We start from the raw sequence: 24677 nt of genomic DNA, 5'->3' as shown, positions 1-24677 counted from the left end.
CTACCCCTGCGTGAGCGACGAGGCCCGCGTTCTCGGTTGCTGCTACCATGAGGCGTCGAGTCAGGAGCAACCGCGGTCAGCACGAAAGACAAGCCGTACGAACCGTTCAAACACATCAATTATGAAGAATTACCTTTATCACTGACGTGACTGTGACATCTATTGTGTCTTCCGGTGGTTCGCGTCGAGTCGATGAGTCGGTAGAGTGACACCACCGCAAGCATGGTCGGAAGACGCCGATCCGCCGGGAGACAGCGGATACAATCCAACTGCAAACAATGACAGACCAACGACACGCAGCACGGAGCGCAGAGGATTCGACAGACGCGACCATTCCGCGCAGGCGGTTTCTGGGTGCGGCTGCGGTCGCCGCGGCCGGTACCGGTCTTGCGAGTTCAGTCGCGAGTGCGGCTCCCGGTGACGTCGCGTTCGCGGTCAACGCCGGCGGGAGTGCCTACACGGCTGCGGACGGGACTGACTATCGGGCAGATACGAGTTATAGCGGCGGGAGCGCTGCACAGTCGAGCGATTCGATCGCCGGTACCGACGATGACGACCTCTACCGGAGCGAGCGATACGGCGAATTCAGCTACGACATTGAACTCGCTGCCGGGACGTACGACGTGGAACTCCACTTCGCCGAGACGTACTGGGAGGCGAGCGGCGATCGCGTGTTCGACGTTTTGGTAGCGGGTACCGAGGCGGTCGCCGATCTCGACATCTACGCCGAGGTCGGTCACGACGCGGCGCTGGTGCGGACGATTTCCGGCGTCGATGTTTCCGGCGGGACGCTCACGATATCGGCTACTGGCGATGTCGACAACGCCGTGATCAACGCGATCAGGGTGGTCGAAGCCACCGGCGACGGCTCGTCCGGCCAGCAGCCGTACGGCGGATCGGCGTGGACGATTCCCGGTCGCATCGAGGCCGAAGACTACGATACCGGTGGCGAAGGTGTCGCCTATCACGACACCACATCGGGGAACGCCGGCGGCGCGTACCGCGACGACGATGTCGATATCGAGTCCGCAACCGAGGGCGGGTACAATGTCGGCTGGATCGTGGCCGACGAATGGCTCGAGTACACCGTTGACGTCGACGGTGACGATACTTACGACCTGGATCTTCGAGTCGCCTCCGCCTCGGGCGGTGGGCAGGTTCGCGTCGAGGTCGACGGGACCGACGTCACCGGCTCGATCGAGTTCGATGCCACCGGCGGCTGGCAAGAGTGGACGACTATTGCCGCCGGTTCGGTCAATCTGGCCGCCGGTCAACACGTCGTTCGAGTCTACGCGGAGACCGGTGACTGGAACTTCAACTATCTCGAGTTGCGCCCCGCGGGCGATGACGCTGGGGTGACCTATCCCGACGATCCAGGGAACCTCGACGGCCGGTCCTGGGACCAGTTCTTCGCCGACCACTTCGACGGCGACTCGCTCGATACGAGCGTCTGGGTGGATCAGGAGGGGAATGGCCACGACTACGGCGCCCCCGGCTGGGGGAACAGCGAGGAGCAGTATTACAGCCAGGACAACAGGTGGGTTGAGAATAGCAATCTGGTCGTCGAGATTCGCGAGGAACAGGCGTCGGACGAACACGGAACGTACGACTATACGTCGGGGAAGCTGGTGACCCAGGGGAATCTGGACTTCCAGTACGGTCGCGTCGACTTCCGTTCGAAGCTCGTCGAGGACCAGGGACTGTGGCCGGCCCACTGGATGTTACCGGCCGGCGACGCGGCCTGGCCGGACGACGGCGAGATCGACATCATGGAACTGGTCGGTAACGAACCCGCGGCGGTCCACGGAACCGTCCACGGACCCGGTTACTCGGGCGGCGGCTCCATCGGCGGGGACTATCACCTCGACAGTGGCGTCTTCGCCGACGACTTCCACGTCTTCTCCGTCGTGTGGGACCCCGGTGTGATCAAGTGGTACGTCGACGGCGAGCACTTTTTCACGGTCACCCGCGAGGACGTCGAGAGCGGCGGTAACGACTGGGTGTTCGACGACGGCCCCTTCTGGTTGATTCTCAATTGCGCCGTCGGCGGCGAGTGGCCCGGCTCGCCCGACGAAACGACGACCTTCCCGCAGCGGATGGAGATCGACTACGTTCGACTGTTCACCGAAGCGTAAGCACGAATCGAGACGATAACCGGTGGGGGGATCTCTTATTCAGTGGTGTGTCAGCGGCGGAACGGGCATCCCATTGTGTGGGCAACAGCTGACCGAGACCGCTTCATTTATTCGAGGAGCCCACGCGAGAACCATGTCACTGAAACGGACGGCCGCAAACCGCCGTTACCGCTCGTCGGCGTCGAGGATGGCTCCCTCGAGCGGCTCGCTGTGCCAGTATTCGCTGTCTTCCTCGCTACGAAAGCAGGACACTCGGTGGGACGCCTCGCCGACCGACCGCCTGTGGGGGGTCATTTCACGGCAGTGAGATGTCGAGCGCGCTCACGGCCTCGTCGGCCAGGATGAGGTCCGGATTCATTAACAGCGCTCGAACCAGTGCGACGCGCTGTTTCTCCCCGCCGCTCAGTTGATGGGGATACCGCCGGGCGTAGTCGTGGGGCGGCGTCATCCCGACGCGCTCTAACATCGCGAGGATTCGCGCCTCGCGGTCTTCGGGACCCAGCTCTGTCTGGACCGTCTTCAGCGGTTCGACAAGTGACGCCTCGACGGTTCGGTGTGGATTCAGCGACGATCCGGATTTCACTGCGTGTCCGTGCGCCCTGGATGGAAACGGCGGGAATCGGTGGCCGGATATGAAGTGTCGCTGACCAGCGTGTTCGACTGCGGGAAACAAGCGGCTGACCACGTGCGGTAATCGTTTCTCCTGCTCGCCGATTCGTCGCATTCCGGATGGTGAGGGATACATTTATTTACTACCTCTCCAGATACCTACATCCATGACAAGCCTAGAGGACAGTGAGTTATACCTAGATCCATCGCTCCCGATCGAAGAGCGCGTCGTAGACCTCCTCGACCGGATGACGCTCGAAGAGAAGATCGGCCAGCTAGCTGGTTCCTACATCGGGGTGCTTGCTGCTGGCCCCCGCGGGGTCGACGACGTTATCGACGTTATCGACGAGTACCACATCGGCGCAGTCGCCCCCTTCGGCTGGGGCGGCTCGCCCAACGAGTCAATCGCGGAGGCCACGGACGCGGCTCGTCGACTGCAAGAGCACGCTCTTGAATCGACGCGACTCGGTGTCCCGCTGTTGTTCGCCGCTGACGCGATTCACGGTCACGCCTACATCAAAGAGTCGACGGTCTTCCCGAACAACCTCGGTGCAGCGGCGACGTGGAGTCCCGATCTCGTCGAGCGTGCCGCCGAAATCACCGCGACGGAGATGCGAGCAACGGGGGCTGCCCAGAACTACAGCCCGACGTGCGATGTCGCTCGCGATCCGCGGTGGGGACGAACCGGAGAGACGTTCGGCGAGAGCCCGTTCCTCGTCGGGGCGCTAGCAAGCAGCGAGATCCGAGGCTATCAGGGTGGTGGCCCCGGAGACGCCGTGCTCGCGACGGCGAAACACTTCCCGGCCTACGGAGCACCGACGCGCGGTGAGGACGCCGCACCGGTCGATGTCTCCCCGTCCACGCTGCGACAGATGCTCCTCCCGCCGTTCGAGGCAGTCCTCGACGAGGACGTTGGGGCAGTAATGCCGTGCTATAACTCGATCGACGGCGAACCGGCTCACGGGTCCCGCCGATATCTTACTGACCTCCTTCGGGAGGAACTGAACTTCGACGGACTCGTCGTCTCGGACTGGAACGGCATTACCCAGTTGCACGAGGACCACCGCACGGCGGGAACCCCGATCGAGGCAGCACGTCAAACACGCCTTGCGGGCCTCGACATCGGCTCGGTTGCCGGTGGCGAACACGCACAGCACATCCGAGACCTCGTCGAGCAGGGCGCAGTGTCCGAACAAGTGATCGAGGACAGCGCCGAACGAGTGCTGCGGGCGAAGTTCGCTCTCGGTCTCTTCGAGGATCCGTATCCGGACCCCGGTGCTGAAGACGTACTGGGCGCTCCCGCCCATCTCGACACCGCTCGCGAGGCCGTTCGGAAGTCGCTTACCCTGTTGCAAAACGAGGAGGACGCACTCCCCCTCGACGATAGCGTCGGTGAGGTATTCGTGACCGGCCCGAACGCCGACGAGATGGTCCACCAGAACGGCGGCTGGAGCTGCAACGCGGACACCGGCGTTCCCGGGACGACGATTCTCGAGGGAATCTCCGATACCGTCGCTACCGACACGGTCGTCACCCACGAACCCGGGAGCGGAATCTCCACTCCCGGCGATGTCGATGCCACCGCAGAACGCGCCGCCGAAGCGGATATCGCCGTGGTCGCCCTCGGCGAGGACTGGTATCTCCACGAGTTCGGCCCGTCCGCGGAGACCGAGGGGGAGACCGGCGAGTTCCCGACGCGGAACGAACTCTCGCTTCCGGACGCACAGCGTGACCTCGTCGCGGCAGTATCCGCGACCGGCACACCCATCGTTGCGGTCCTGGTCACCGGTCGCCCGCTGGCCGTCGAGTGGTTGGCAGCGGAAGTCCCGGCGATCCTCATGGCGTACTATCCCGGTCGGGTCGGCGGCGAGGTGATCGCAGAGACCCTGTTCGGGAACGCCGAACCCGGCGGGCGGCTTCCGATTTCGATCCCGCGCTCGGCGGAGACGCTCCCGACGTACTTCAACCACCTCCCCCATCCACAACCGATCGGGGCAGACGAGCACCCGGCATCGTACGATCCGCTGTTCGAGTTCGGCCACGGACTCAGCTACACCACTATCGAGTACGAGTCGGTCGACGTCTCCCGTGACGCGGTCCGTCCAGACGAGGAGCTTACGGTTCGAGCCACCGTGGCCAACACCGGCAATCGGCACGGAAGCGAGGTCGTCCAGGTGTTTGGCCGAGACGAGTTCAGTTCGGTCGTAACGCCCGTCCGCGAACTGTGGGCGTTCGAGCGCGTTGAACTCGATCCCGGGGAGCGAACGGAGGTGGAACTTCGGCTCAGTGCGGACGAGATCGGACGCTTCGAGCGATCTTGCGGTGATCGAATCCATGAGGGACGTCTCCGGCTCTTCGTGGCGGATCGAACGTTCGACCTCGACGTACGGTGATGCACTGACTGCCGGTCGTTTCTTGCGGAAGTGGTCCTTCTTTCTTTTCTTTTTCTTTTCCTTTCTGACAGTCGAGTTCGTTACGACCCCACTCTAGTGACCGTGTCGCTGACGAGGAGGGGCTATGGCAGCAGTCCTCGTCTAATAGGTCTTCAAATTTTCACTTTTCGAGAAATATATGGAGAGTGCTACCTATTTATTGTAGAATCTAGATCGAGAACCGCACTACAGTAGGCGATTGAATTGATATAATACTCGTGGTTGTCCGGTAGTAGCTGAAATATGATATGTGTTCTGACGAGTACTATCTCTGAAAGAGGCGAGATTCTGCGCGCCATCGGGCACACCGGTTCTCGGCCCCCCTCCAGAATAGGTGGTCTTCTACTTCCATACCGGAACAACACAGTCGATTCGCTGAGCGGTCCCTCTCTTCGGTCCGCTCTGCTTGTGCTACTGGCCGAACGTGTAGGACTCCCACCCAGTCCATTTACAGAGCGGCACGTGTAATGTAATCCCGCGATCTATTTACAGGCGTACTACTGTATATCCATTTGGGTCCGTGGATCGCAGACGACCCGAAAGAAGGACGGCTGTGAGAGTGACATCTATTCGCGATTGATACACGCATCTACTACCCATTAGTTTCTGACTGTGCTCCATCAGTTGGCACGGTCTAGTTGAGCCCGTTTGAGAGGCGAGTAGGGCACGAATTTGATTTGGATCGGTGCTCGCAGACCGGCTCAGCAAGAGCGACGAGCCGAATTGAGAAGAATCTTGAGAGAACGAGCGGACGGTCGTTGGGCCGTTTGCCGTCCGCCTCGATCAGACTGATTGTTCACTCGAGAACCAATAACGATTCTTACGGAACGAGGCGTTGGATGTTCTCACGGAATACTGTATGATTGATATATGTGGTGGTTTATGCAGAACGTGGTCCGCCGACGGAAAGCCGTCGCAGGTCGCTGTCGACGAGACTGCTGTCAAGATCAATGAAGAGCTGTCTTGTCTATACACTGCAATACATATCGAAACAACGTTGATCCTTGATGTCACGTTGTGTGGTCTGTCTGGCACTGCTCCAGCGGCTTCATTTTTGTATAAAACCTGCGAGAAATACGATCTCTCCGAGGTTGAACTGCTTATTGATCGATGCAGCTACTGGTGTGTCTTCTCACGGTTCGGGTTGAGCTACCTCGTTAACTATATCGCCTGAAAACGCATTGGAAAGCGGTTTTACATCCTCGAAATACGTATCGACTGCTTGCAGAACTCGTGGGTGAGCAGTCGACCGAGCGTCCGCAATCGTCTTGCGAATTTTGCACATTTCTATAACCATCAAAGACCGCATCGATCGCCCGACGGAGGAACGCCAGTTGACGAGGTGCTAAACTGGACAGTGTCTTCTCATTGTCTCTCTTACTTTTCGATAGTATCATACCAACCGGATGACTGCTGCTCGCAGCCGGTGATCCCTCCGTCTCTGCCGGATCAGTTCGGTTACCGTGTCGACAGTATCGGTATCGAACGGGACTGTGCGGTCGAACTCGTGCTACTCGAGTTCAGTGGTGGGGTCGGGTGTGGGTGCTGGTTGTTCGGTTTCGTGTTTGTGTTTGCGGTCCGTGGTCGATTCTCGATCGTGGCTGGGTCGCTGGATCGCTCGGAACGCGAGGAGACCGAGTGCTGCCGTCCAGAGGAGCGCTGTCGCGGTCGGACTGTGGACCGCGAGTCCGGGACTAGGATTCCACGTCGTCTGCAGCGGGAACAGCCACGGAATCCCCGTTGGGGAGAGCGAATCGATCGCGAGGTGTGAGCCGATCGCCAACCCGCCGGCCAGTGCAACCGATCGGTTGCGACTGACGAGGGAGAGTCCTGCGAGGAGTCCAATCGCGAAAAGCGGCGTGTGCGTCAGTCCGCGGTGCACGAACGGCCATCCCCAGTCAGCGGGGAACAGAAAGTCACCGTCCGGGAGGAGCCCGAGAACGAGTCCAAGCCGCGGATCGGCGTCGGTCAACCCGCGAACGAGCGCGTACCCGACGAAAGCGTGTGTGGCGAACGCACTGAAAAGAAACAGTATTCGTCCGAGTTCCATATCCGTTTATCCGCTCTTTCGAAGGACTCGCTCACATAGTTTGCGGTCGTGAGATCCGGGTGGTGGCGCTATCTCCTCAGTTACCACCGTTCCGGTAAAACGGTCGCCGGAACCGGATGCCGGCGTCGTGGAGCTGCCACCGGATTTCCAGCCCGACCCACACGATCCCGGTGAGGAGTGCGATTCCGACCGCGGCGAACTCGGACGACCCCATCCAGACGGGGCTCGCGAACAGGAGCCCGTTGTATATCCGGTGTGGAAGGGTCGATTCGATGAAGTCACCGATAGCGCCGAGGGGGTCGATGCCGATGAGACTGCTCCCACCACCGCCACCGCTGTTGCTCTCGGCTTCGGTCTGGGACTCGAGGCCGAGTTCGCTGGCGCTCTGCCCACCGTCGCTTTCGTCTCCGGTTTCGAGCCGTTCGGCCTCGTAGGGGAGCGTCGAGCCGACTTCCCAGACGATATCACCGGACTCGTTGAGTTCCATCACGCGGTTGCCGTGCGTATCGGTGACGAGCGTGTTTCCGTTCGGAAGGCGGTCCGCGTCGCGAGGCCACTGCATCTGGTTGTCGGACCATTCCCAGGAGCGAGTCCACTCGCTGCCGTTGCGCTGGAACTCCTGGATGCGTCCGTTTTCGGAGTCGGCGACGACGACGGCCGGGCCGCCCTCGCTCTCGGGGATGTAGTCCGGATTGTGCTGCTCGTACTGGATGTCGTATTCGTTTTCGTCTCCGAGCGTCCAGTCTTCGACGAGTCCGTCCTGTGGATCGAGGAAGACGACCTGGTCCTGATTCCGCAGACTGGCCATGAGATTGCCCGCCATTTCGCCCTCTTCGATGTACTCCACGTCGTTGATATGGGCCCAGTCACCCGGGTAGGGACCGCCCTCTTCGACGGGGAAGTCGCTCTGTGCGTCCCAGAGCCAGTCGACGACTTCCGTCTCGGTGTTCACGATGAACACCTGGTCTGCGACGATGTCAGCGATCGCGATGTGGGTCTCGTTGATTCGATCGGCGTCGTGCCACTCGCCGGCGGTTTCCTGGTGATCGTATCGTTCGTAGATGACGTCGACCTCGCCGGTCGAGAGGTTGGCGCGCTCGACGACGTTCAGCGCACACGGCGGCGCGGAACACGTCGGTCCTTCGGTGTGGATCGTGTCGGTCGCCGTGTACTCGATCGTCATCGACTCGTTTTCGACGGGATCGACGTCGAAGTACTTCGTTCGCGTGTTGTTGTAATAGACCGGTTCGCCGTCGGGTGCGTACGCGGTGATCGTGCCGGCGCGTCCCGACTCGGTAATGACGGTGTGGTTCTCCGTCGGCGGTGCCTCGGGCAACTCCTCTTCGGAGGCCGTTGAGAGCCCGCCCGAAGTCGCCGCGCTGGCGACGACGGCGACCGAAACAAGGATAAGAACGGCAAATGCAATTCGAAGCCGATTTCGCGAAAGGACAGCGCGAACGCGATCGAGCGACGGTAGCTGTCGGTCTGTCACGGCGAGTTCACCACCAGGAGTTCACGGCGCAGTCGGGGAGTCATCGAGTGTCATTTCACGAGGCGAGATACTAGTACTTTTGCTACTATCTTTCGGTATCAGCGTTCGGTGTCGCCGCTGCTCTCGGGAGTCGCGTTTGCTTCCGACTGCGACGGCCGTTTCCCAGTCGCTGCGACATCCAATGGATCCTCGATATCGCCCATAACGACCTCCAGAAGATCGGTCACGGTCACCAGCCCGACAACGTCGCCGTCTTCGATCACGAGCGCGAGTTCTTGTGATTCGGCCTGGAACTGGTCGATCGCGTCGCTGACATCCGTCTCGGGTGAGAGCGTCATCGGCGGTGCGGCGACCGCCTCGAAGTCGATCTCACCGGCGGCTAACTCCTCGCGGTGTCTGGCGAAGATCGGGAAGTAGACGATGCCGCGAAAGTCAGTCAGTTCCGAACCGACGAGTGGATAGCGCGTTTGCGGGTTGGTTTCCATTCGGCGACGGTTCTCCTCAAAGTCTTCCTCTGTCGACAGCGCGACGATTTCATTGGGCGGAATCATCACCTCGCGAACCGGCTGTTCGCCGATCTGCAGCGCGTTCATGACTTCCTCGCGGCGCTCCTCGCTGAGGTCGCTCCGATCGAGAACCGTTCCGAGTTGGTTGCGGAGGTCGGCCCGGGATTGGATCACGTCTTCTTCGGTTTCGAGCCACGCACCGGTCATCTCGATCCCGAACAGGTTGAGCGTCCGCTTTGCGACCCAGTCGCCGAACCGGATCAGCGGCGAGATTACCCACGCGAACCAGTATAACGGCGCGGAGCCATACTGACAGACCTGCTTCGACCGCTCAACACCGAGATACGTCGGCGTTTGCTCGCCGTGGGTGAGGTGAACCATGTTGATAAGAAAGAACGCGAAAAGCGATCCGGCACCGACCGACGCAAGGAACGTATTCTGGAAGAGCGGTTCGAAAACGGCTGCGAGCCCTGGTTCAGCGATGATACCGAGCGCAATACTGGTCCCGGAGATCCAGATCTGGCAGGTCGTCAGATAGAGTTCGAGGTCGTCGGTCATCTCCCACGCTCGCCGCAAGCCCGGCGTATCGAACTCGGACTTGGGATATTGCCGAGCGCGCGTCAGTCCGAACTCGATCGCGACGAAGTACGCGTTTATCAGGATGAGCAGTACGCCTGCAAGTATTCGTCCGGCGATCTCCAACGAGTTCATTATTGTCTTGTTAGCTAGTGAGGTCTAAATCGGTGGGTATGAATTATCAGCATTCCCTTCCAAAACCGTTCGCGATTGCGTCCAAACGGAACGATTTCGTTCGGCCGTGAACTCGTTTTCGTCTGTCTGAACGGCTTGACTGTTCGATTTCCGAGCGGGCGATCGACTCCGCCTCTGCAGCCGACGACAACTCGTTCGGAGTGCTATCACGCTATCCCTCTTTCTCAGAGATCCTCTCCGGTTCGCTGTCGTTGCCAGTGTAAGGGTAATGGGTCTCGCAGCCGTCGATCACGTATGGAGACGGATACCGCGGCGTTCGACTTCCTCGTCGTCGGATCGGGTTCCGGACTCGACGTAGCGAGCGCCGCAGCGAACCGCGGCCAGTCAGTCGCAGTCGTCGAAAAGGGCCCCCTCGGCGGCACCTGTCTCAATCGCGGCTGCATTCCGTCGAAGAAACTGCTGTACCACGCGGAGGTTCGACAGACCATCGAGCGCGCCGACGAGTTCGGGATCGACGCCGAGGTGACCGGCGTCGACTTCGCCGAGATCGTCCGCGAGGTCAACGAGGACGTGGCGGGAAGTTCGGACTCGATTTACCGCGGCGTGCAGGCCTCGGAGCAGCACACGCTGTTCGAAGGCGAATGTCGCTTCGTCGACGACCGGACGGTCGAAGTCGTCGACGGACCGGACGCCGGTGCACGCGCCCGCGCCGACACGGTTCTCATCGCGGCCGGCACACGTCCGGCCATCCCGCCGATCGACGGCATCGACGCCGTCGACTCCCTCACCAGTCGGGACGCTCTCCAACTCGAGACGCCGCCCGATCACCTCGTCATCGTCGGCGGCGGGTTCATCGCGGCTGAACTCGCGCACTTCTTCGGGACGTTCGGCAGCGACGTGTCGATCGTGGGTCGCCGCCAGTATCTGCTTCCGGAGAGCGACGAGGATAGTGCGGCCGCGCTCACCGAGCGTTACGACGAGTGCTTCGACGTGCACACGGGGTACGAGGCCGTCGCCGCCTCGCAATCCGGCGAGGATATAACCGTCGAGGCACGGCCGTATCCGCCGGCGTGGGACGATCCGTCGGCGCACGATCCCGTCACCGTGACCGGCGACGCCGTGCTCGTCGCGGCGGGCCGACAGCCGAACTCGGATACGCTGAACCTCGGTGCCACCGGCGTCGAAACCGACGAATTCGGCTTTATCGAGACGGACGAGTACCTGCGCACGACGGCGGACGGAATCTGGGCACTCGGAGACATCGTCGGGGAGTACCTGCTGAAGCACAGCGCGAATCACGAGGCTCGGGCCGTCGTTCGAAACCTGTTCGGCGACGAACTCGAACCGGTCGATTACACGGCGATGCCCTTCGCTGTGTTCTCCTCGCCAGAAGTGGCCGGCGTGGGGGTCCGCGAACAGACGCTCCGCGAGGCGGATCGAGAGTACGCGACGCGGACGTATCGCTACGAGGATACCGCCCGCGGGCAGGCGATGCACGCTGAGGGGTTCGTCAAGGTCGTTGCCGAACCGGACGGGGGGCTACTCGGCTGTCACATCGTCGGGCCCGAGGCGTCGAATCTCATCGAGGAGGTCGTCGTCGCGATGACGGCGGGGACGGGATCTGTCTGGGATATCCGCGAGTCGGTCCACATCCATCCGGCGCTGTCGGAGGTCGTCGGCCGGGCGTTCGCCGGGCAGTTCACGCGTCACGGGGGAACACACGAGCACGATCACCAGCACGGTCACGAACAGCAGCAGTCTCACGACCACGACCACGATCACGAGCACTAGCGTTCCCACGACGGTCCCGGCCCAGGGCGCGAACACCGCAATCACCAGCGTGGCAGCGGTTAGAGACCCAGGACGACTACAGTCGTAACCGGACGATCCGAATGGGATTATGTGAACGGTATCTGTATTTACTATACACGAAAAGTTTTAGGTCCCGCTGAGCAACTGTTCGCATAGGCCCTGGTATCATGTCACGAGCTATTTTCGACACCACCGAATACGACCGTCGGCTCGACCGGACGAAAGCGCGCTTGCACGAGGAGGACCTCGACGCGCTCGTCGTCGCCGACCCCGCCAACATGAACTACCTCACCGGCTACGACGGCTGGTCGTTCTACGTTCACCAGGCGGTCATCGTGACGGCCGACCGCGACGAACCGGTCTGGGTCGGCCGCGAGATGGACGCCGACGGCGCACGGGCGACGACTAACCTCTCCGCAGATAGCATCCGGTCGTACAGCGACGACCACGTCCACTCGCCGTATGACCTCCACCCGATGGATTACGTCGCGGGCGTCCTCGACGAACTCGACGTCGACGACGGCCGCATCGGACTCGAGATGGACGCCTCCTACTTTACCGCGAAATCCTACACGCGTCTGCAAGAAAACCTTCCCGCGGCCGAGTTCAGCGACGCGACGCTGCTCGTCAACTGGGTCCGGGTCAAGAAATCCGAGCAGGAACTCGCGTACATGCGCGAGGCCGCCCGCATCTCGGAGAACGCCATGCGGGCCGGAATCGACGCCATCGAGGCGGGCGTCCCCGAGTACGAGGCCGCGGCCGCGATCTACGACGCGCTCATCACCGGCACCGACGAGTTCGGCGGGGACTACCCCTCGATCGTCCCCCTGATGCCCTCGGGCGACCACACCGGCACGCCGCACCTGACCTGGACCGACCGCCCGTTCGAGGACGGCGACCCGGTTATCATCGAACTCTCGGGCTGTCGTCACCGCTACCACTCTCCGCTCGCCCGGACGACGTTCGTCGGCGACCCGCCGGCTGAACTCGAGCGGACCGCGGATATCGTCACCGAGGGAATCGAGGCCGCACTCGACGCCGCCGAACCGGGCGTCACCTGCGAGGCCGTCGAGAAGGCCTGGCGAGAGACCATCGCGCAGTACGACATCGAGAAGGAGGATCGTATCGGGTACTCGATGGGACTGGGTTACCCGCCGGACTGGGGCGAGCACACGGCGAGCATCCGGCCCGGTGACGAGACGGTTCTCGAGGAGGACATGACATTCCACATGATTCCGGGCATCTGGACCGAGGATATCGGCATGGAGATTAGCGAGACGTTCCACGTGACGAGTTCCGGCGCGGAGACGCTGGCGGACTTCCCGCGACAGCTGTTTACGGTGTAGTCACGTTTGCCCCTTTGAGACGCTCTTCTCGGGAGATGGTTGCCTCCACGGTACTCTCCCGGTGACTCCTAATTCGCCGGTTCACTGCGGCGAATCGGCTCTCTGATGATGAATTCCGTGTAGCGTTGGAGTAAGCCGTTGAGTAGAGTTACCAGAAGGTAACATTCTAATAAAGATGTTAATTTATATATTTGTAATACATTTTAATACACCATAGTGTGATTATATATTGTGGGTGAATCATTCCCCATTTATTTATTGGACAATGGTCAATTGTCTATTGATGTCTCGAAAAGACATAGCTAGAAGTAATAGCGATAGCGACGAAGCTACGAACAACGATCGAACTCTCTTGGATCGACGAGGATGGCTGAAGATGGGCAGTTCAGTCCTCGGAGCATCGATGATCGGCCTGACTCAGGGAGTAACACAGACCGCTGCGTCTTCCGGTTCGACAACGCAAAACTCGGGTGACTACTACAATCTAGTCGATGCGGTTCCGAATAAGGCCTACAACTTGTGGAAGGAGTCCTACGACGATATCCGTGAGGATGTCGATGCTACCGTCGTTTCTGCCGATGACTACGACGGCCGGAACGGGGATCTCGCTGATTTAATTGAGAGCGCTTCCAACAATGGTGAAATCGTCGATCTCGGATCCGGGACCTACGAGATGCACTCCTCCGTTGACTCCACCGGATCGATGGTTGCCATCGCGGGTGACGATGCGACGATCTATGCGGTCGGCGACCAGAGTGAGTACTCCTCGTCGATCATTTTCCCGCTCGGTGGCGAGGATCGGATCCTGATGCAGGGCTTCAACGTCGATATCTCGGAGGGGCCGGACCTCGCACTCATTACCACCTATGGAGCGATTCAAGAAGAAGGATTCTTCGAGGATATCTCGTTCTTCGGCCAGCGAACCCGAACGCAGGACGGTGGCTTCAACAACACCGTCGCAATCGATAGCGCTTCCGGTGTCGAGACGCTCATCCATCGCCTCGAGATGCCCGACGGTGGTCTCGAGGGCGACGGCGAAAAGGACGAGGCGATCGGTATTTCGGTCGAGGGCCACGAGGGGTATAACGTCTGGAAGGACTGTTATGCCGAACAGTGGGAATCAAACGGCTTCTACCTCGATGCTGGGGAAAACGTCGTTTGGAACTGTCACGCCAAGGATAACGCTCGTGGCAATATCCGCATTAGCGATGGCGATGTCGTCGTCGGCGGCACTGCCGAGGTAACGAGCGAGCGCGACTCCCAGCTTGCCCAGCCGTTTGTCCATCAAGACGGTGAGGCCAGTGTTACCGGCCTCGAAATCATCGCTGATGGCGATTCCTGGGGTAATGCTGCAGTCCAGTTGCGTAGCGATCAGATTCACTGCGAGTTCGAGAAGTTGGTTGTCCACATCCGTGGCGGCTCCGAACTCCCTGTCCGCATCGACAGCACCGTCAACGGTGAGGGATCGGCTACCTTCAGAGACTGTTACATCTACGACGAGGGAAGTCAGGATCACACGTTCCACGTGCCGTGGAAAAACGACGGCTACTGCTATTTCGAGGAGGATGTTCGCGTCGACTCCACCATGGGCGACGAGTTCACCATCGGTTCCTCGGGGGAACTCCATTATGAGGGCGAGCAATATTCCAGCACCACGCTGTCAGCCGATGATCTCGGCCTTGAGAGTCCCCTTGTTGATGACGGAAGCCTCCCGTCGTTCTACTTCGATTACGGGAACGACGAAGGCGGAACTGAGGGGTGGCTAGACCTCGGGTCGGATGACGACTACAGCCAACCGACAAATGAAGCTGGTATTCTTTTCCAGGCGAAAGAAAACATCGAGAGGATCGAAGCACGTCTTTCTGAAAACACGGATCGGCATCAAACGGCCTATCTCCGAGATAGTGCTGCAGAGGTCGTTACCCAGACGGATATTTCCAACCTGAGTGCCGGCGACTCGTTCGTTCTTGCACCAGCTGACGGAATAAACGCTGACAACACGTATTCGATTACGGTCGACGCCGATGGCGGTTATTGGGACCGAGGCGAGGACAGTAGCCCGGATTACACGTACGAGAATGAATCCCTCACGGTAACCGCTGGCGTCTACTCTAGCGGCCAATCTACGACGCAAAACGTTCGCTATGCGGTTACTGAAATCCGAGCGGGAGACGGAAATCTCGGGACCTCGATCTCGCTACCCAGTCCTGAATCGAGGGATAGCCACTCGAGCTTCAACGGTCTCTACTTCAACGTTCAACGAGAGGTTTCCGGGGTTCGCTGTACGATCGCTGATGGGGAAAACGCACCAGAGGGCTACACTGAGGCCTTCTGTATTGATGGCTGGGGTGAGATAGTCTCTCCCGTAGTCGACGTATCCGACGTGGATCCAGGCGAGTCATTCGAGATCATGCTGGACGAGCCGACCGATACCGACTTCGGCGTCGGTCTCAGAAATCCGGACGGCAACTACTACCGAAGCCGATACGAGTCACCGGAGTACCCGTACACTGGTGATGCAATCGACGTTGATGCTGGCGTATTCGACACCGGCCCATCGCTGACAGATAGCGTCCTCTACAACTTCGAGGACGTTGTGCCGATCCTGCCGGAGTAATCACTGTTCGGCGGGCCTTTACAATTTGAAATATATTTATAAATACATTTGGTATCCCACGCACATGAGTGGGAAATATAGTAGTTTGCAGAAGTTTCTACTCACACTTCGTCAGCAGCCGGGAGGAAACACCCGAAATCACTCTTCTTGAGATCTGCTGTGAGCAAAGACTTCCAGTCGTTACTATAGAACTCGCTTGATGATGGGTCTTTTCTCGCGGCTATTGATGAGGTAGACTGGGAGGCTGCGCTCGCGTGCTGCTTTACATCAGTTTACTGATTGCGTCGTCGTTGCTCTCGAAGTCCCCAATGGATGCCGGCGTGGCGAGCGTAGCTATTCCCGCACAGTGCTGGAGCAGTTTGAGGGGGCGGTGGTCGTCGATTTCTGAAGGGATGAATCAGATGTTGTCGCTGAATTTCAGATGCCGTCGGCGATCAGCATCGTACTTGGCGTACCGAGCATTCTTCTGTTCGACCGAGAGGTTCGCGAATGGTGTCAACCTCTTCGGTGGGTCTGCGTCGGTCATGACTTCCTAACTGAAACCGGAAACGACTGGATGGATTGTAAGGGCTCGGCTAGAATCTGGGGTTTGAGTTTCTCTACCCCACCTAACTCTCTGCTTATATGTTGATTCGGAAACGGTGTTGTCCCGACCAGAGTCTGTGATTCAACGCTGGTGATACTGACTTGATACGACCCCAAGCCTAAAAGCGTCTCTCACTGATTCCTCTGTATGAACGATTCCTTTGAGGATATCCAATTTCTCGCGCGGTCACAGACGCGCATCCACGCGCTGCAGTTGCTGGCGGAGCAACCACGGGATCGAGATGAACTCATCGACCAGCTTGATATATCACGGGCTACGTTGAGCCGCTTACTTCGGCAGTTCGAAGACCGAAAATGGGTTTCACAAGACGGAGCACAGTATCGCACAACTCGGTTCGGCTCAGCTATGGCCGAAGATATCACGCAGTTACTCGATACCGCTACAACGATTCGTCACTTTCAGGGAATTGCTCAGTATCTGCCGTTCGATGAACTGGGCATCGAGTTTCATCAACTCCGGGGAGCACGGCTCACCGAAGCGACCACCTCCGACCCCGCTGCGCCCGCACGGCGTGTCGGTCAGTTGCTCGACTCTGCTGATCGGACACGTATCCTCAAACAGGCAATCGACCCAAACGCCTCACGCCCCCACTACGAGGCGGTTATTCAGGGGCAGCAACGAACAGCGGTCATACTCACTCACGAGGCAGTTGATACCGTTAACGAGAGTCGTACCACGAGGCAGTGGTTCCAAGAGATGATTGCAAACGAAGTACCGGTCTATCGGTACGACGGGAATATACCGGTCAACCTGAAAATCATCGATGAGACGGTCGTACTCAGCGTTACTGATGCAAACGGATTATTCCCGGTACTCATCGAAACCGAGGATGACGAGATTTTTTCGTGGGCGGTTGAAACATTCGAATCATACGGTGATCAAGCGACACTAGTAGACCAGGACGCGTTTCGTCTTTCAGTCGACTAGAGATGAACTCGACGAGATGCCGTTGAACTCACGTCGGAAAAAACTGCCATAATTATATAATACCTGTCTTATTGGGGATGGGTATTTCAGACGGTGCAATATCGTCGGCTTATTGCAGTGAGAATCACTATTCCGTGTCCGACCGATGAAAGCATATGGCTCAGAACCAATCCGGTCAACAAACCGGCGCATCGCTCGACGTTGCAGACGATGTTCAAGAACTGATGAGCAACCGTCCGCTTGAGGGAGATGTCGCGCTTGTTACTGGCGGTTCCGGCGCAATGGGACAGAATACAGCGAAGGCACTCGGTGCTCTCGGCGCAGATGTCGCCGTCCACTACCATAGTAGCAAGGCTGATGCTACCGCCGTCGTGGATGCAGTCGAAGGATACGACAGCACGGCCGTACCCGTACAGGCTGACGTAACAGACGTCGCTGACGTAGAGGAGATGTATCAGCAGGTGATCGATGAGTTTGGCCGACTGGACATTCTCATCAACACCGCTGGTGTGATGCTGAAGAAACCACTTGAAGAGGTGAGCGAGGACGAGTACGATCGGATGTTCGACGTCCATACGAAGGGCACGTTCTTCAATTTCCGCGAGGCAGCCCGATGTATGAACGATGACGGCCGTATTCTCAACTTCTCGACGACGTTGACGGGGGTGATGACGGGACAGTACTCTGTCTATGCTGGTGCGAAGGCAGCGACCGAACAGTTCACGAAGATGCTTGCCAAGGAGGTCGGTAATCGAGGAATCACCGTCAACACGGTCGCTCCTGGTCCAGCGGATACCTCATTCTACTATCCTGATGAGACAGAAGAATCAACCGAGCGATATAAATCGATGAGTATTGGCAACCGACTAACGAAAGTAAGCGATGTTGTGCCGCTACTGGCGTTTCTCTCTTCGGAAGAGGCAGGCTGGATCACGGGCCAAACAATCCGAATTAACGGCGGGTTGGCGGACTAACCGATACGGGAGTTTCCTTTAAAGCACAGTATTTAACATAATGCTGTCATGAGCGACCAAAGACAGAACTATACTAGCTATCAATGAGCACGACTGATTCTGGGTCGGCATTCCAACCGGATCCGACCGATGTGAGTGATCAAGGGAAAGCTGCGTCGACGTTAGAGCTATTCTTCGATTTAGTGTTCGTCTTCGCGTTCACGCAGGTCACAAGCTTTCTTGTTGACCATCTCACGTGGGTCGGCCTCGTACGCGGTGCAGCGATACTCGCAGCGGTATGGTGGGCATGGGTCGTCTATTCGTGGCTAACGGGTGCTGCATCCGCTGAAGAGGCCATATCCGAACGATTGATTCTCCTTGCTGCGATGACGTCGATGGTCGTCGTTGCACTTTCAATTCCTGGTGCATTCGGCGAGACGGCGCTGGTGTTTGGAGTCGCGTACTTCCTCGTCCGATTCCTTCATGTTCTTCTGTACATCCACACTGCCCCGTCCGAAACACGCGACGCAGTGGTCCAAGTTGCGCCCGGATTCCTCGGTGGTCCGGCACTGATCGTTGCTGCTAGTTTCTTCGCTGACCCGCTGGCGAGTGTTCTCTGGGCTGCAGCACTTGCCATCGACTACGGAATCGTATTCGTCCGTGGCGTCGAAGGATTCGAGTGCGATGTCGGGCATTTCGTCGAGCGTCACCAACTCATCATGATCATCGCGTTAGGTGAGTCGATTGTGGCGATCGGTATCGGTGTCGGGACAGAAGAGCTTACCAGCGGCCCGGTGGTGCTTCTCTCCGTTCTTCTCGGATTCACGCTTATCGTCGCGCTGTGGTGGCTTTACTTCGATTATATCATCCTCGCCGCGGGGCAAAAGCTCGCCGAGACGAGCGGCTACGAGCGAACGCGACTGGCACGCGATTCATACAGCGTTCTCCATCTCCCGATAGTTGGGAGCATTATCTTCATCGCTCTCGGCATTGAACAGACACTCGCCCATCTTACCGAACCGCTCGGACTCATCGCTGCTGTCGGGCTGTGTGGCGGTAGCGCACTCTACCTCTTCGGGCACAACGCCTGGAGGTATCACGATCACGGGACTGTGAGCGTTGCCCGACTCATTGTGGCAGTTATTACCGTGGGATTACTCTTCGTGGCAGTTCGGGTTCCAGCTTTTGTCGCTCTTACGGTACTCACGGCCCTCTTCGTCGGACTTGCAGCCTACGAGACTATCTTTTCTGCGGACCGGAACGCAATCCGGGGACGCCACCTTTCCAAGAGTGATTGATCCCTCCGCCGGATTCTGGTGGGTTTTCTCATTGTCCCATGATGATACCCGCTAGATATCGTGGTCCGCGTTCACTCTAATTTCTGGACAACATTCAACGGAATAATAGTATCTTTACTGAGAGACGACGTTCTCGAGTTCAGCGTCGCCGTCCTCGAGCGCGCTCACGTTGTGCGCGACGATGTCGGCTAACCGATCCCAGTGTTTCGGCGTGTGCCCGCCCGTATGGGGAGTCAGCAGGCAGTTTTCGAGGTCCCAGAGCTCGTGATCGTTCGGCAGCGGCTCGGGCTCGGTCACGTCGAGTGCGGCCCCTCGAATGCCGTTCGACTGCAGTGCCGAGACAAGCGCGTCGGTGTCGACGAGGCCGCCGCGCGCGGCGTTGACGACGACGGCGTTCGGGGGCAGCGTCGCCAGTTCGTCCGCGCCGACGAGTCCTCGCGTCAGGTCGTTCAGCGGACAGGCGAGCACGACGTACTCGCTGCGGGCGAACGCCTCGTGGACGTCTTCCGCCTCGAACCCGAGGACCTCGTCCGTCGGGCCGCCCTTTTCCGGCGTGTAGCGGATACCGATCGTCTCGACCTCGAAGCCCGCGAGGCGCTGGACGATTTCCTGGCCGATCGAGCCGAGCCCCACCACAGTGACGGTGCTCCCGGTGAACTCGTGGGATTGGAAGTGTCGCCACTCGCTGTTTTGCTTGCGCCGCCAGCCTTCGTGGAGGTTACGCGCGAAGACGAGCATATTGGCGATCGACTGCTCGGCGATTCCTGGTGCGTGGATACCGCCCGCGTTCGTCACGGCGACGCCGTACTCGGCGAGCGCCTCCATCGGGACGTGATCGGTGCCGGCGAACGTACACGCGAAGAGTTCGAGTCGCTCGGCCCGCTCGAGGAGGTCTTCCTCGACCGTGATCCCTGTCACGACCCGCGCCTGTGGGACGAGTTCACGCTCCTCGGCGGGCGTCCGTGCGAGCGCGACGGTGTGGTTCGGCAGTCGCTCGCGCAGCGTTTCGGCGTACGATTCCATCGATAGCCCTTCCGTTCCCTCGCGGAGAACGACGACATCTGCGTTCGTGCTCGTACTCGTACTCGTGCTCATATGATCCTCCGTCGCAGTAGCGTGTTCTCGCCACTGAAACGACTCGTACCCAACGGTTGTCATCGCCTCTCTTATTCCTTTTGTGTACCTACCATCAACACTGATTGTGTATAATTAAGTTAGTGGAGTGAGTCAGTGTCTGGCATGAACGAACCGATACGAGATCGTCTCGTGACCCTTCGACGGAACCTTCACCGCCACCCGGAGCCGGCGTGGCGCGAGTTCTACACGACGGCTCGCCTCGTCGAGGAGATTCGAGCGATCGGCGTCGACGAACTGGCCGTCGGGCCGGACGCCTACGACCCCGCGGATCGGATGGCCGTTCCCGACGCCGACCTCGATTCGTGGATCGAGCGCGCTCGCAAGCGGGGCGCGGATCCGGCGCTGCTCGATCGGATGGCCGGCGGCAACACGGGCGCGGTCGCCGTTCTCGACCGCGGGGAGGGACCCGCGATCGGACTGCGGGTCGATATCGACGCGCTGTTCATCGAGGAGTCGACCGCTGAGGAGCACGATCCGGCCGCGGAGGGGTTCCGATCGGAGATCGACGGCGCGATGCACGCCTGCGGGCACGACGTGCACATGACGTGGGGGTTGGCCGTCCTCGAAGCCATCGCAGAAAACGACTTTTCGGGGCGGCTGGTCGTCTTCTTCCAGCCCGCCGAGGAAACCAGCGGCGGCGGCTGTCCGATGGCGAAAAGCGAGTTCGCGGACGGGCTGGACTACCTGCTTGCCGTGCACGTCGGTCTCGATCATCCGACGGGCGAGGTCGTCGCCGGGATCGAGAAGCCACTGGCCATGTGCCACGTCGACGCGACGATCCACGGTGCCTCCGCGCACGCGGGGAAAGCGCCGAACGAGGGGGCAAACGCCATGCACGCGATGGGGACGGCGATCGAGAACGCCTACGGGATTCCCCGCCACAGCGACGGCATGACGCGGGTGAATATCGGGAAAGCCGAAGCGGGCACTGCGAGCAACGTTATCGCCGAGCGCGCCCACATGGAGGCCGAAGCGCGCGGCGAGACGACCGAGCTGATGGAGTTCATGAAAGATCGGTTGGAGCACACCGTCAAATCGGCTGCGACGATGCACGACTGCCGGGCCGAGGTCGAAGTCGTTAGCGAATCGCCGCGTGCGGACAGCGATCCCGAGTTGCAGGCGCTCGTCAGCGAGGTCGCCGACGGCGCGTCGGGTATCGAGCGCGTGCTGCCGGCCGCCGACTTCGGCGCGAGCGAGGACGCGACCTTCCTGATGGAACGCGTCCAGCGCGACGGGGGGCTCGCGACGTACCTCATCGTCGGGACCGATCACCCGACCAGCCACCACACCCCGACGTTCGACGTCGACGAGGCGAGTCTCGAACACGGGGTCGACGTGCTCGTCGAGACGATCCGTGAACTCGAGTCCCGGCACCCGGTTCCGCACGTCGATCCCGCGGAGGCGGACGGAGACGCCCGCATCGTGGAGACGGAGGGGCGCGAATGAACGGGTTCGACGATCTCGTCACGCTCGCGGATGTCGAGGACGCCCGTGCGCGGATCGACGACATCGTCCACCGAACGCCGCTCGACACGTCGCGAACGTTCGCCGAACTGAGCGGCGCAGCGTCAGTCGGGCTCAAACTCGAGAACGTCCAGCGAACGGGCTCGTTCAAGATCCGCGGCGCGTACAACAAGCTGGCGCAGTTGGATGTCCAGGAACGGGAGGCGGGCGTCATCTCCGCGAGTGCGGGCAACCACGCCCAGGGCGTCGCGCTAGCGGGACGATTGCTCGATATCGAGACGACCATCGTCGTCCCCGAAGTCACGCCCGCCGCGAAGATCGAGGCCACCCGCGGCTACGGTGCCGAAGTCGTCGTCGAGGGCGACATCTACGAACGAGCCTACGAGTTCGCACTCGACCGAGCCGACGAAACCGGGGAGACGTTCGTCCACCCCTTCGACGACGAGGCGATCATCGCCGGGCAGGGGACGATCGGACTCGAACTGCGCGACCAGTATCCCGAGATGGAGACGGTGCTCGTCGCGATCGGCGGCGGCGGACTCATCTCGGGTGTCGGCACGGCGCTCGACGCCGCCGAGCACGACGTTCGCGTTATCGGCGTCCAGCCCGAGGGAGCCGCCCACGCGAAACGGACGCTCGAGGCCGCAGCAGACGCTCGGAACGGCGAGGGCGCGGGGATACACGAACTCGCGGACGTGGATACCGTCGCGGAGGGAATCGCGGACACCCGGATGCTCGAGACCACAGCTGCAACCGCCCGCGAAGTCGTCGACGACGTGGTGACGGTTACGGACCGCGAGATCGCGACCGCCGTTACCCTGCTGGCAGAGCGAGCCAAGACCGTCGCCGAGGGTGCCGGTGCCGCGCCGCTCGCTGCCGCACTGACGGACGAGACCGGGCTCGCTCTCAAAGACGAACACGTCGGCGTTATCATCTCCGGCGGCAACGTGAACCTCACCGAGCACGCCGAACTGACTCGGACCGGCCTGCACGAACTCGGGCGCTACGTCGAGGCGCGGCTGGCCCTCGACGGCTGGCCGACGACCGTCGGCGACATCGTAGAAACAGTCGAAGCCGAAGGAGCCGAACTCGACGCGTTAGAACGCGTCCGTCGCGGCACAGGGACGGGAACCGGACCGGTCGACCGTCCGAACCGCGTTCCGGTGATGATCGGACTCGAAGGAAGCGGCCCCGAGCATCTGGACGGCGTGCTCTCCGCGCTGGCTGAACTCGACGCGGTTTCGGTCATCGAGTGCCCTCGTTGTAACTGATTCCTACGGCGTCCGATTTTTAGTAACTTCGCCGAGGCATCTATCGCAGCTATCGCACATTCCGTCACACACCGAAGACCGCCGCATTCATCGGTCTCGGTACAGATTATCGACCCTACACAGTCCCGCTTTCGCCGGGAGGTCGCGACACCCATTCCAGCCCTCAGACGATAGATTTTATTGTGCGATGCGATCGATCTTCCGAATACGCGCTGACAGTCATATGGATGATTCGACACAGCCGCCGATCGACCGGCTCGAAGCCTTCCTTGAGTGCGGACCACGCGAGAGAGCTGTTGCCTGTCTCGAGCAGCTCGCACACGACGACGCTGAGACACGGAAAACAACGCTTCAGGCGCTCCGACAGTTCGCCACTCAACAGCCAAGCGCACTCGAGCCGGTACTCCCGACGCTTGCACACTTTCTTACTGATGACGAACGGTCAGTCCGTTTGACGACTGCAAAACTGTTCGTCGCCGTCGCCGAGACAGACCCGAACGCAGCCGCGACGGTCGTCTCACCGCTTGCCGATCGGTTGGCCGACCAGGACGAGTTCTACTATGTGCGCGGTCGATCGGCGGAGGCACTTGGCTACATTGCACTGGAACGGCCAGCGGTAGTCGCCTCTCCCGATGTCCTGGCGGACCTGCGAATTGGACTGTCGTTCGATGAGCCCGAAGTGAGAGAAAAACTGGCGAAAGCGCTCGAATATGTGGCGCTGGGCGACCAACATAGACTCCGCCATCACACAGCGGATCTGAGCAGGCACCTCTCCGATCGACGTGAACTCGTCCGGTATCGCCTTTGTACGGCACTTGTTGCAGTCGGCTGTGAGTATCCGACTGCGTTGGCCGAGTGTACCACCGCCTTGGCTGATCGGGTACACGATGAGAGTCCATACGTTCGGGGACGTGTGGCTGAGGCGTTCGGCTTACTTGCTCGATCGGAGGCAGCCGTCTCGATACCGGAACTGAAGTCGCTGACGGACGGCGATGCTCTGCAGTTCCTTGTCGATCGAGTCGAGTTCGCAGTCGATGGTGACGAGGAAAGCATGGCGGCAGATGTGGGGACCATCGAGTCGATTCGTGAACGAACTGACGAAATCGCAACCGAGATCACCACTCCTGACGGCGGTGTATGTTCCCATTGTGGGCTTGCTCTCCCTGAACCGGGACCACCGCTGTGTCCACAGTGTGGTGCCCCCGCTGACGGCGCGTCGCATTAGGCTGGCCTAAAAACCGGAACGGTTTTATTGTTTAGGCCGGCCTAAATCACTATGGCTGATGAACTCGAGGAACGTCTCGTCTTAG

Annotated in this window: 17 protein-coding genes and 1 pseudogene; 12 read left to right on the top strand and 6 right to left on the bottom strand. The window is 60.0% G+C overall.

The genetic code is table 11. The features are described from left to right. Positions 1 to 278 precede the first annotated feature (278 nt). On the top strand, positions 279 to 2135 hold the full coding sequence (locus SM755_RS20100) for a malectin domain-containing carbohydrate-binding protein (RefSeq protein WP_323174224.1): 1857 nt from the start codon (positions 279 to 281) through the stop codon (positions 2133 to 2135). Positions 2136 to 2300: 165 nt separating this feature from the next. Here the strand turns inward: SM755_RS20100 and SM755_RS20095 are convergent, their stop codons facing one another. After that, positions 2301 to 2429 (bottom strand): hypothetical protein, encoded by a 129-nt coding sequence (locus tag SM755_RS20095; protein WP_323174223.1) that lies wholly within the window; start codon positions 2427 to 2429, stop codon positions 2301 to 2303. Between the two features lies 1 nt (position 2430). Continuing rightward, positions 2431 to 2718 (bottom strand): ATP-binding cassette domain-containing protein, encoded by a 288-nt coding sequence (locus SM755_RS20090; protein WP_369335265.1) that lies wholly within the window; start codon positions 2716 to 2718, stop codon positions 2431 to 2433. 193 nt (positions 2719 to 2911) lie between these two features. On the opposite strand from SM755_RS20090, the gene SM755_RS20085 reads away from it, so the two are divergent. Both SM755_RS20085 and SM755_RS20080 read left to right on the top strand, forming a co-directional pair. After that, on the top strand, positions 2912 to 5137 hold the full coding sequence (locus SM755_RS20085; protein WP_323174222.1) for a glycoside hydrolase family 3 N-terminal domain-containing protein: 2226 nt from the start codon (positions 2912 to 2914) through the stop codon (positions 5135 to 5137). 724 nt (positions 5138 to 5861) lie between these two features. After that, a pseudogene (locus tag SM755_RS20080) lies at positions 5862 to 6527 on the top strand (DDE-type integrase/transposase/recombinase); the annotation flags it as partial. A gap of 159 nt (positions 6528 to 6686) precedes the next feature. On the opposite strand, the gene SM755_RS20075 reads toward SM755_RS20080, so the two are convergent. The 3 genes from SM755_RS20075 to SM755_RS20065 all read right to left on the bottom strand — a co-directional run bounded on the left by SM755_RS20075 (position 6687) and on the right by SM755_RS20065 (position 9935). Further along, complete coding sequence (locus SM755_RS20075; RefSeq protein ID WP_323174221.1) at positions 6687 to 7226, bottom strand: metal-dependent hydrolase; 540 nt, start codon at positions 7224 to 7226, stop codon at positions 6687 to 6689. Between the two features lie 76 nt (positions 7227 to 7302). Further along, on the bottom strand, positions 7303 to 8718 hold the full coding sequence (locus SM755_RS20070) for an aryl-sulfate sulfotransferase (RefSeq protein WP_323174220.1): 1416 nt from the start codon (positions 8716 to 8718) through the stop codon (positions 7303 to 7305). A 98-nt stretch (positions 8719 to 8816) separates the two neighbouring features. Then, positions 8817 to 9935 (bottom strand): hemolysin family protein, encoded by a 1119-nt coding sequence (locus SM755_RS20065; RefSeq protein WP_323174219.1) that lies wholly within the window; start codon positions 9933 to 9935, stop codon positions 8817 to 8819. 294 nt (positions 9936 to 10229) lie between these two features. Between SM755_RS20065 and SM755_RS20060 the strand changes: the two genes are divergently transcribed. The 6 genes from SM755_RS20060 to SM755_RS20035 all read left to right on the top strand — a co-directional run bounded on the left by SM755_RS20060 (position 10230) and on the right by SM755_RS20035 (position 19495). Then, complete coding sequence (locus SM755_RS20060; RefSeq protein WP_323174218.1) at positions 10230 to 11726, top strand: dihydrolipoyl dehydrogenase; 1497 nt, start codon at positions 10230 to 10232, stop codon at positions 11724 to 11726. Between the two features lie 188 nt (positions 11727 to 11914). Beyond that, a complete protein-coding gene (locus tag SM755_RS20055; protein ID WP_323174217.1) occupies positions 11915 to 13093 on the top strand; it encodes a M24 family metallopeptidase in 1179 nt (392 codons plus the stop codon). 376 nt (positions 13094 to 13469) lie between these two features. Then, positions 13470 to 15710 carry a hypothetical protein gene (locus SM755_RS20050; protein ID WP_323174216.1) on the top strand — a complete coding sequence of 747 codons (2241 nt, stop codon included), beginning with the start codon at positions 13470 to 13472 and terminating at the stop codon, positions 15708 to 15710. Positions 15711 to 16443: 733 nt separating this feature from the next. Beyond that, positions 16444 to 17244 (top strand): helix-turn-helix domain-containing protein, encoded by an 801-nt coding sequence (locus SM755_RS20045; protein ID WP_323174215.1) that lies wholly within the window; start codon positions 16444 to 16446, stop codon positions 17242 to 17244. A 155-nt stretch (positions 17245 to 17399) separates the two neighbouring features. Next, positions 17400 to 18218 carry an SDR family oxidoreductase gene (locus SM755_RS20040; RefSeq protein ID WP_323174214.1) on the top strand — a complete coding sequence of 273 codons (819 nt, stop codon included), beginning with the start codon at positions 17400 to 17402 and terminating at the stop codon, positions 18216 to 18218. Between the two features lie 131 nt (positions 18219 to 18349). Continuing rightward, positions 18350 to 19495: a low temperature requirement protein A gene (locus SM755_RS20035; RefSeq protein WP_323174213.1), complete on the top strand. Its 1146-nt coding sequence runs from the start codon at positions 18350 to 18352 to the stop codon at positions 19493 to 19495. A 114-nt stretch (positions 19496 to 19609) separates the two neighbouring features. Here the strand turns inward: SM755_RS20035 and SM755_RS20030 are convergent, their stop codons facing one another. Then, a complete protein-coding gene (locus SM755_RS20030; protein ID WP_323174212.1) occupies positions 19610 to 20590 on the bottom strand; it encodes a D-2-hydroxyacid dehydrogenase in 981 nt (326 codons plus the stop codon). A gap of 144 nt (positions 20591 to 20734) precedes the next feature. Between SM755_RS20030 and SM755_RS20025 the strand changes: the two genes are divergently transcribed. The 3 genes from SM755_RS20025 to SM755_RS20015 all read left to right on the top strand — a co-directional run bounded on the left by SM755_RS20025 (position 20735) and on the right by SM755_RS20015 (position 24592). Beyond that, a complete protein-coding gene (locus SM755_RS20025; protein ID WP_323174211.1) occupies positions 20735 to 22078 on the top strand; it encodes an amidohydrolase in 1344 nt (447 codons plus the stop codon). Beyond that, positions 22075 to 23367 (top strand): threonine/serine dehydratase, encoded by a 1293-nt coding sequence (locus SM755_RS20020; protein WP_323174210.1) that lies wholly within the window; start codon positions 22075 to 22077, stop codon positions 23365 to 23367. The genes SM755_RS20025 and SM755_RS20020 overlap by 4 nt, the downstream gene beginning before the upstream one ends. A gap of 223 nt (positions 23368 to 23590) precedes the next feature. Continuing rightward, positions 23591 to 24592 (top strand): hypothetical protein, encoded by a 1002-nt coding sequence (locus tag SM755_RS20015; RefSeq protein ID WP_323174209.1) that lies wholly within the window; start codon positions 23591 to 23593, stop codon positions 24590 to 24592. Positions 24593 to 24677 lie beyond the last annotated feature (85 nt).

This window comes from Natrialba sp. PRR66 (genome assembly GCF_034808065.1).
Lineage (GTDB): Archaea > Halobacteriota > Halobacteria > Halobacteriales > Natrialbaceae > Natrialba > Natrialba aegyptia.
Note: the sequence above shows the minus strand (reverse complement) of the source record. Positions and strands in the feature narration are given on the sequence as shown.